At 70.5% G+C, this 7948-nt stretch carries 5 protein-coding genes; 2 read left to right on the top strand and 3 right to left on the bottom strand.

Going from position 1 to position 7948, the window contains the following annotated elements; genetic code table 11:
- Positions 1-477: 477 nt before the first annotated feature.
- From FKV25_RS03355 to FKV25_RS03345, 3 genes are all read right to left on the bottom strand, one after another.
- Entirely contained in the window at positions 478-2532 is a 2055-nt protein-coding gene (locus FKV25_RS03355) for a M13 family metallopeptidase (RefSeq protein WP_141517384.1), read from the bottom strand.
- A gap of 112 nt (positions 2533-2644) precedes the next feature.
- Positions 2645-3748, bottom strand: a complete 1104-nt coding sequence (locus FKV25_RS03350; RefSeq protein WP_141517383.1) for an NADH:flavin oxidoreductase/NADH oxidase — start codon at positions 3746-3748, stop codon at positions 2645-2647.
- An 85-nt stretch (positions 3749-3833) separates the two neighbouring features.
- On the bottom strand, positions 3834-6344 hold the full coding sequence (locus FKV25_RS03345) for an alpha/beta hydrolase family protein (RefSeq protein WP_141517382.1): 2511 nt from the start codon (positions 6342-6344) through the stop codon (positions 3834-3836).
- 213 nt (positions 6345-6557) lie between these two features.
- Here FKV25_RS03345 and FKV25_RS03340 point away from each other — a divergent pair, with 213 nt between their 5' ends.
- Both FKV25_RS03340 and FKV25_RS03335 read left to right on the top strand, forming a co-directional pair.
- Positions 6558-6947 carry a BlaI/MecI/CopY family transcriptional regulator gene (locus FKV25_RS03340; protein ID WP_141517381.1) on the top strand — a complete coding sequence of 130 codons (390 nt, stop codon included), beginning with the start codon at positions 6558-6560 and terminating at the stop codon, positions 6945-6947.
- On the top strand, positions 6940-7948 hold a 1009-nt coding region (locus tag FKV25_RS03335), incomplete at its 3' end, for a M56 family metallopeptidase (RefSeq protein WP_141517380.1). The genes FKV25_RS03340 and FKV25_RS03335, both read left to right, overlap by 8 nt.

The following is a 7948-nucleotide window of genomic DNA, read 5'->3' as shown; positions in this document are numbered from 1 at the left end:
TTTTGCTTCGCGCTACCCATCCTACGAGAGGCGTGGGATCGCGAGGCAACCGCAAAGCCGACTCGCCGCGTATCCCGGGCAAGCGAAGCGCACCCACCGAGAGTTGGAAAGCAGAGGCTGGATCCCAGCGTTCGCTGGGATGACGGCTTGCAGGGTCCGCCGGACGGGTTCGGCCGCAGCCTCGTAGGGTGGGTAGAGCCGAAGGCGAAACCCACCGTCGCGTTCTCGCATGCACGATGAATGATGGGTTTTGCTTCGCGCAACCCATCGGTGCCGGGTCACGGTCTTTCGACATCCCGGCGAACGCCGGGGTGCGGCGGACCGCTTGCGCGGCACCGCCGCGCGGTCTGGCCGAACGCCCGGCGCGGCCGGGCGCCATTCTCCCCTTGGTGGGGAGAAGAACCAGAAAAAAGGCGCCCGCGTGAGCGGGCGCCGGTCGGCCAATGCCTGGCCGAGGCCAGGGGTCGCGCGAAAGGATTACCAGATGCGCACGCGCTGCTCGGGCGGCAGGTACATCGCGTCGCCGGGCGTGACGTCGAAGGCCTCGTACCAGGGATCGAAGTTCCGCACCGGGCCGTTGGCGCGATACATCACCGGGGAATGCGGGTTGGTCTTGATCAGGTTCACCAGGGCCTCCTCGCGGTACTTGCCGCGCCAGATCTGGCCGAACGAGAGGAAGAACCGCTGGTCGCCGGTGAGGCCGTCGATGACCGGGGCGGGCTTGCCACCGAGGCTCATGTGGTACGCCGTGTAGGCCATCGAGAGGCCACCCAGGTCGCCGAGGTTCTCGCCCATGGTCAGCGCGCCGTTGACGCACTGCCCTTCCAGCGGACAGAAGGCCTCGTACTGCTTGCCCAGCGCCGAGGTGCGCGCCTCGAAGTGCTCGCGGTCGGCGTCCGTCCACCAGTTGCGCTGGATGCCGGCATGGTCGGACTTGCTGCCCTGGTCGTCGAAGCCGTGGCCCATCTCGTGGCCGATGACCGCGCCGATGCCACCGTAGTTGACCGCCGGGTCGGCGTTGAGGTCGAAGAACGGCGCCTGCAGGATCGCCGCCGGGAACACGATCTCGTTGAAGGTGGAGTTGTAGTAGGCATTGACCGTCTGCGGCGTCATGAACCACTCGTCGCGGTCGGTCCGGGTGCCGATGCGGCGATTGCTGTCCTCGCGGTTGAACACGCGCATCGCGACGACATTGGCCATCAGGTCGTCGGGCACGATCGACACGCTGCCGTAGTCGGTCCACTTGGAGGGGTAGCCGATCTTCGGGTTGAAGGTCTCCAGCTTGCGGTAGGCTTCGGCCTTGGTGGCCTCGCTCATCCAGTCGATCTGGCCGATGTTCTGGCGCAGCGCCGCGCGCAGGTTGGCGACCAGTGCGTCCATCGCCGCCTTCGCCTCGGGCGTGAAGTAACGCGCGACGTAGAGTTTGCCGAGCGCGTCGCCGAGCCCGTCCTTCGCGCCGACCAGGGCCAGCGCGCGCTTCCAGTCCTCGCGCTGGGCCTTGGCCCCGCCGAGCACCTTGCCGTTGAAGTCGAAGGCGGCCTCGTCGATCTGCGTGCTCAGGAACGGCGCGTTGCCGTCCACCGCGTGGAAGGTCAGGTAGTCGCGCCAGACCGGCAGCGGCGTGGCGGCGATGACGTCGAGCACCGGCTTGACCGCGCTGGGGGTGACCACGTTGACGCGGTCCAGCGAGGCCATGCCCTGCTCGCGCGCCAGCGCGGCCCAGTCGAAGCCGGGGAACTGGCGCGACAGCTCGGCGAAGGCGACCACATTGTAGGTCTTGTCGCGGTCGCGCTTGTCGGCGCGTTCCCACTGCGGTTTCGCCAGCGCGGTTTCCAGCGCCATGACCGCCTCGGCGCGCGTGCGCGCATCGGCGACACCGGCCAGCCCGAGCATGCGCTCGATGTGGTCGACATAGGCGCCGCGGATGCCGGCGAAGCGCGCATCCTGGTTGAGGTAGTAGTCCTTGTCGGGCAGGCCCAGGCCGCCGACCGCGAGCGACACCAGGTACTGGTCCGGGTCCTTGCGGTCCAGGCCCAGGCCCAGGCCGACCGGCGCCGTGGTGCCGTCCAGGTCGACGTGGCCGAAGGCCGCGACCAGGTCCGCGCTCGAATCGATCGCGGCAATGCGGTCGAGCACCGGCTTCAGCGGTGCGATACCGGCGGCGTCGCGCGCGGCGCGGTCCATGAAGCTGAGGTAGTAGTCGTGCAGCTTGCGGGCGTCGCTGCCCGCGGCGAGGTCGTCGCGCTTGGCCAGGTCGTCCATGATCTCTCGCACCTGCGCCTCGGAGCGGTCGCGCAGTTCGTTGAACGAACCGTACGACACCTCGTAGTCCTTCAGCTCGTAGGTGTCCAGCCAATGGCCGCTGACATGGCGGTTGAAGTCGTCGCCGGGCTTGACGCCCAGGTCGCGCGCACTCAGGTCGACGCCGAAGTCGCCCAGCAGCGGCTTGTCGGCCGAGGCTGCCGCGACGGGAAGGGACGCGGCCAGTCCGAGCGCCGCGGCCAGGCCGAGGCTGAGGGTGGAAAGTTTCATGCACGATTCCAGCAGGATGAAGAGCGGCAAGGCTATCGGCCCCACGTCCCGCCGTCCCGTGTCGATGGTTTGGGCGGACCGTTCAGGTTTGCCCCCGAAGGTGCCGACGCGCTCAGCCCGCGAACAGGTCCGGATGCCGGCGCGGCTGGCAGCGCAGGTACTGCGGCGGTGCCTTCACCGTGGCTCCCAGGTGCGCGGCCGCGTGCCAGGGCCAGCGCGGGTCGTAGAGCATGCCGCGGGCCAGCGCGACCAGGTCGGCATCGCCGGTGGCGACGATCGCTTCGGCATGGTCGTAGTCGGTGATCAGGCCGACCGCGACCACGGGCACGCCCACGGCCGCCTTCACCGCACGGGCCAGCGGCACCTGGTAGCCAGGACCGACCGGGATGGCCTGGTCGGGGTGCAGGCCGCCGCTGGAGACATGGATGCCCGCGCAGCCGCGCGCTTCCAGTTCGCGCGAGAAGGCCAGGGTCTGCGCCAGGTCCCATCCTCCCTCCACCCAGTCCGTCCCCGAGAGGCGCACGGTGACCGGGCGCTCCGCGGGAAAGGCCGCGCGCACGGCATCGAAGACCTCGAGCGGGAAGCGCATGCGGTTCTCCAGGCTGCCGCCCCAGTCGTCCTCGCGCCGGTTGGACAGCGGCGACAGGAACTGGTGCAGCAGATAGCCGTGGGCGGCGTGGATCTGCACCGCCTCGATGCCCAGGCGCGCCGCGCGCCGCGTGGCATCGACGAAGCCGTCGCGAATGGCGAGCATGCCGCCGCGATCGAGCGCGCGCGGCGCATCCTGGCCGGCCTGGAAGGGCACGGCGGAAGGCGCGACGGTCTGCCAGCCGTCGGGCGCGTCCGCGGGTACTTGCCCGCCGCCCTCCCAGGGGCGCCGGGTCGAGGCCTTGCGGCCGGCATGGGCCAGCTGGATCGCGATGGGCATGTCCGAGCACTGGCGCACGACGGCGAGCGTCGCGGCCATCGCCGCTTCGGTCGCGTCGTCGTACAGGCCCACGTCGGCATGGGTGATGCGTCCCTCCGGCACGACCGCGCTGGCCTCCAGGGTCAGCAGGGCGGCGCCCGACAGGGCGAGCTGGCCCAGGTGGACGCGGTGCCAGTCGGTCATGCAGCCGTCGACGGCGGAGTACTGGCACATCGGCGCGATGACGATGCGGTTGGACAGCGGCAGGCCGCCGACGTCGAGCGGTTGGAACAGGCGGGGAGCGGGCATGGGGGACCTCGTTCGCGCGTGCGCCCCGCGGACGGGGCATCGGGTCCCTGCACGATACGCGCGCCGACGTGTGCCGTCGCCTCCGTCAGCGGCCCGCGCCTGCTCCCGGTGGCTCCATCGGCTTGCCCAGGTGCGCACGCAGGAAGCCTGCGATCCCGGTCCAGGCGATATCGAGCGCCGTCGGATCGTCGAACGAGTGCCCCATGCCGGGGAATGCCAGCACCACCGGAGGTGCGCCACGCAGGTTGAGCAGGCGGACGAGGCGACGCGTGTGCTCGAAGTCGACGCGCGCGTCGTCGCGCCCGTGCACGAGCATGAGGGGCAACTCCAGCGCTTCGACGCGATACAGGGGAGACGCTTCCTGCATCCGCGCCAGGTCCACGTTGGGATCGCCCATCCAGCGTTCCTGCTGGCGACGCACGTCGGGATCGCGCATGAGGTCGCTCGAGGTGAAGACCAGTGCACGGTCGCTGATGCCCGACAGGGACACCGCGCACTTGAAACGGTCCGGCCAACGGATGGCCGACACCATCGCCGAATAGCCGCCGTAGCTCGCACCCAGCACGCACATGCGGTCCGGATCCAGCGGATGGGCCGCCAGCGCCGCCTTCACGGCCGCGTCGATGTCGTCTTCGATCTCCTTGCCGAACGCGCCCATGCCCGCCTCGCGGAACGCGCGACCGTAGCCTTCCGAGCCCCGGAAGTTCACCTGCAGCACCGCGTAGCCCAACGATGCGAGGAACTGCACGTCGCGCCTGAAATGCAAGGTGTCGGCGACCCCGATGGGGCCGCCGTGGGGATAGACGACGAGGGGCCGCCTGCCCGGGCCGTGCGGCAGCGTCAGGAACGCTTCCACCGCCAGGCCGTCGCTGGCGGTTGCCGCCAGCACGTGCGCCGGCGCGAAGGTCTTGTCCGAAAGCCACGGCGCGATCTCCTCGATCATCTCCGATCGGCCGGTCGCGGCGTCATGGAAATAGAGCCGGGGCGGCTGGTCGCTGGCGTCCACCCACAGGATGCGCTTGCTGCCATCGGCGCTGCGGTCGATGACCGCCACCGTGCGACCGGGGAACGCGGCCTCGAGCAGGCGTGCCTGTTCCTGCCCCGCTTCCTGCAGGTATTCGGTCACCAGGCGGCCCGACGCGTAAAAACGGACCGCGACCGGTTCCCGATGCGCATCCACGAGCATGCCGACGACATCCACGCCGGGGCGCGAGAAGAGCGTACGCACGACCTGTCGGCTCTGCGGATCGAAAGCGACGAGGTCGCGTTGCGACCGTCCATCGTCGGTGAAGCCGTAGATGGTGGCGCCGTCGAACGACAGGCCCGCCGGCTCGAACCCCCCTTCCTGGCGGGCCCGCCAGACTTCGTGGAAGTCGCCGTCGCGCCCATGCAGCAGCACGGGGACCTCGTCGCGCATGGCAAGCGCTGCGCGCAGGGCGCCGCTGCCATCGGAAAACCACGCCAGGTCGTTGCCGACATCGGGGTTGAGTCGATCCCGGGTGCGGGCGGTGACGAAACTCCTGATGCTGCGGCTCCCGCCGAGCCGGATGCGATGGACGACGAGCGTGCCGCGACTGTCGAGGCCCTCGAACAGGACCGATTCCGGGTCGGAAGGCAACAGGTCGACGATCCGTCCGGCCCCCTCGATCTCGAGGGCCTGCACGGCATTGGCGTCGCCCAGCGAGCCCAGGCGATAGACCACGTGGCGCTGGCGCCCGCTGCCGGCGGCGGCGATCAGGGTGCGATCGTCCTTCCACGCCAGTGCGTATGCAGGTCCGTCGAAGGCCCCCAGGCGTCGCCGCGTGCCGGCCACCAGATCGACGACCTCGACGCTCCACCGCCCGCCCTCGTCGCGCACCGACTCGGCCAGCAGGTCGCCGGCCGCGTTGAGGCTCACCGCCGCCAGCCGCTCGGGTTTCCACAGCAGCTCGACGGGCAGGGGAAGCGCGCCCGGCGCCGGCGGCTCGCGCCCCCCGTTCAACGCGGTCGCGGGACGGTCGTCGTGAGCGCGCGCCTGGCGGTAGAAGTCCGGGAAGGGGTCGGGGTACAGGCCGACGTAGCGGAGCGGCATGGCCCGGGCGAGCGCGGGATGGCTTGACTCGAGCCAGTCCATGACCGGCAGCGCGTGGTTGGCGACGCGCACCGAGGCATGGGACCACCCGGCGTCGGCGATCACGAGGTCGCCGGGATAGTTCATCTGCCCGGGCAGCACCCGGAAGCGGAACGCGTCCGAGCGCAGCGTCATCCGGCTCCGCATCGACCAGGTGAAGAGGTCGAGTTGCGACCAGCGGTAGTCGCCGGCCTTGGCGGCATAGACGCGGATGTTGCGGCCGTAGGTCAGTCCGCTCAGCACCTTGACCGTGCCGCCCTCGCCCTCGGCGATGCGGATGGCACTGACGGGCGCACCGACCTCCAGTGCCAGCACCACCAGGCCTTCGCCCGCGCCGAGGCGCGGCAACTCACCCGGCTTCACCAGTCGCATCGCGAGCGCCCCCGACCACGGGGCCAGGACCATGCAGGCGCACACGACCATCGCGAACCAGTAAGGCCGCCGGGGTTCGACCCTCCGCGAGCCCGCGAGCACGACCTTTCCCATGCAACCTCCTGTCGCCTCGCACGAGGCCCCCTGACCTTGCCGCAGCATACCCGACGTGTCGCGGCCCCCGTTCGTCGACGCATGTGCAATGGACCTTCGCGATCACGTCGCCACGGGACAGGCATGGGCCATCAGTCATAGACTACTTTGTCTAGACAATTTTGTCTAGCAAGCGTAGGGTGTCATCCAGTCCCTGCAACCAGGCCGCCGCACGTGTCCCGACCACCCCGCCCGCCCAAACCCACGCCCGCCGAACTGGGCCTGCTGCGAACGCTCTGGCGCCTCGGGCCGGGCACCGTCAAGCAGGTCCACGAGCAGATGCAGCGCGAGCGCCCGGAGCTGACCTATGCCACCGTGCTGCGGCTCATGCAGGTCATGCATGGCAAGGGGCTGCTCACGCGCGACGAAAGCCAGCGCTCGCACGTCTATGCCGCCGCGCAGGCGCAGGGCTCGTTGCAGACCCGCCTGCTCGACGACCTCATCCACAAGGCCTTCTCCGGTTCCGGCAAGGATCTGGTGCTGGCCGCGCTGCGGGGCGGCCGCGTCAGCGACGAGGAACGCGCGGAGATCCAGCGTTTCCTGGAGGAGACACGCGATGACTGACCTCGCCGCCACCCTGGTGCCCGCGCTCGCCGGCACCCTGCTCGCCTTCCTCTGGCAGGGGGCCCTCGTCGGCGTGCTGGCCTGGCTCGCACTGGCCCTGCTGCGCGACGCCCGGCCGCAGGCGCGTTACGCCGTGGCCTGCCTGGCCCTGCTGGCCTGCCTCGTCCTGCCGGCCTCGCACCTGCTGCGCGCCCTGTCGGCGCCGGTCCACGAGGCGCCGATCATGGCAGCAGGCGTGGCGAGCGCGCCGGACGCGCGCGTCTCCGGGTTCCAGTCCGACACGCCGGGCATGCTCGCTCCCGTGTTGCGGCTCGACGCGGGGCCGATCCTGCCGCCCGACGTCCTGCCGTGGGTCGTCGCGCTGTGGGCGGCGGGTGCCGGCCTGCTTGCGCTGCGCATGGGCCTGGGCCTGCACTGGGTCCAACGCCTGCAGGCCACCTCGCACGATGGTGGCGATGATGGATGGCAACGCCGCGTCGACGCCATGGCCCGCGCACTGGGCATCCGCAGGCACGTGGCCTGGCGCGTGCTCGCGAAGGGCGACTCGCCGCTCTCGGTGGGCTGGTGGCGACCGGTCGTGATGGTGCCGGCCGCGCTCGTTCTGCGCATGCCCACGCCCCTGCTGGAAGCGCTCGTGGCGCATGAACTGGCCCACGTGCGCCGCCACGACTACCTGGTGAACCTGTTGCAGGGCGTGGTCGAGGTGCTGCTGTTCTACCACCCGGTCACGTGGTGGCTGTCGCGCCGCATCCGGGTGGAGCGCGAGCAGGTGGCCGACGACCTCGCCGCCACGCTGATCGGCGAGCCGCGCCGCCTCGCGATCGCCCTGTCGGAACTCGACCGTTGCACCGCTCCCGTCCCCAACCCCGCGCTCGCCGCGCATGGAGGTCAGCTCATGTCCCGCATCCAGCAACTCGTCCGTCCACAGCGCAACACCCTGCGCGGCGTCGTCGCCCTGCCCCTGGTCGCCATGGCGATCGCCGGCCTTGCGATCGCACATG

This window comes from Marilutibacter aestuarii, assembly GCF_006546775.1.
Taxonomy (GTDB): Bacteria; Pseudomonadota; Gammaproteobacteria; order Xanthomonadales; family Xanthomonadaceae; genus Marilutibacter; species Marilutibacter aestuarii.
The sequence above is the reverse complement of the archived record's forward strand: the minus strand, read 5'-3'. Positions and strand labels throughout refer to the sequence as shown.

What these genes read in the sequence shown, in the direction of transcription:
- FKV25_RS03355 (WP_141517384.1), bottom strand. Translation starts at nt 2,532, where the DNA reads ATGAAACTTTCCACCCTCAGCCTCGGCCTGGCCGCGGCGCTCGGACTG.
- FKV25_RS03350 (WP_141517383.1), bottom strand. Translation starts at nt 3,748, where the DNA reads ATGCCCGCTCCCCGCCTGTTCCAACCGCTCGACGTCGGCGGCCTGCCG.
- FKV25_RS03345 (WP_141517382.1), bottom strand. Translation starts at nt 6,344, where the DNA reads ATGGGAAAGGTCGTGCTCGCGGGCTCGCGGAGGGTCGAACCCCGGCGG.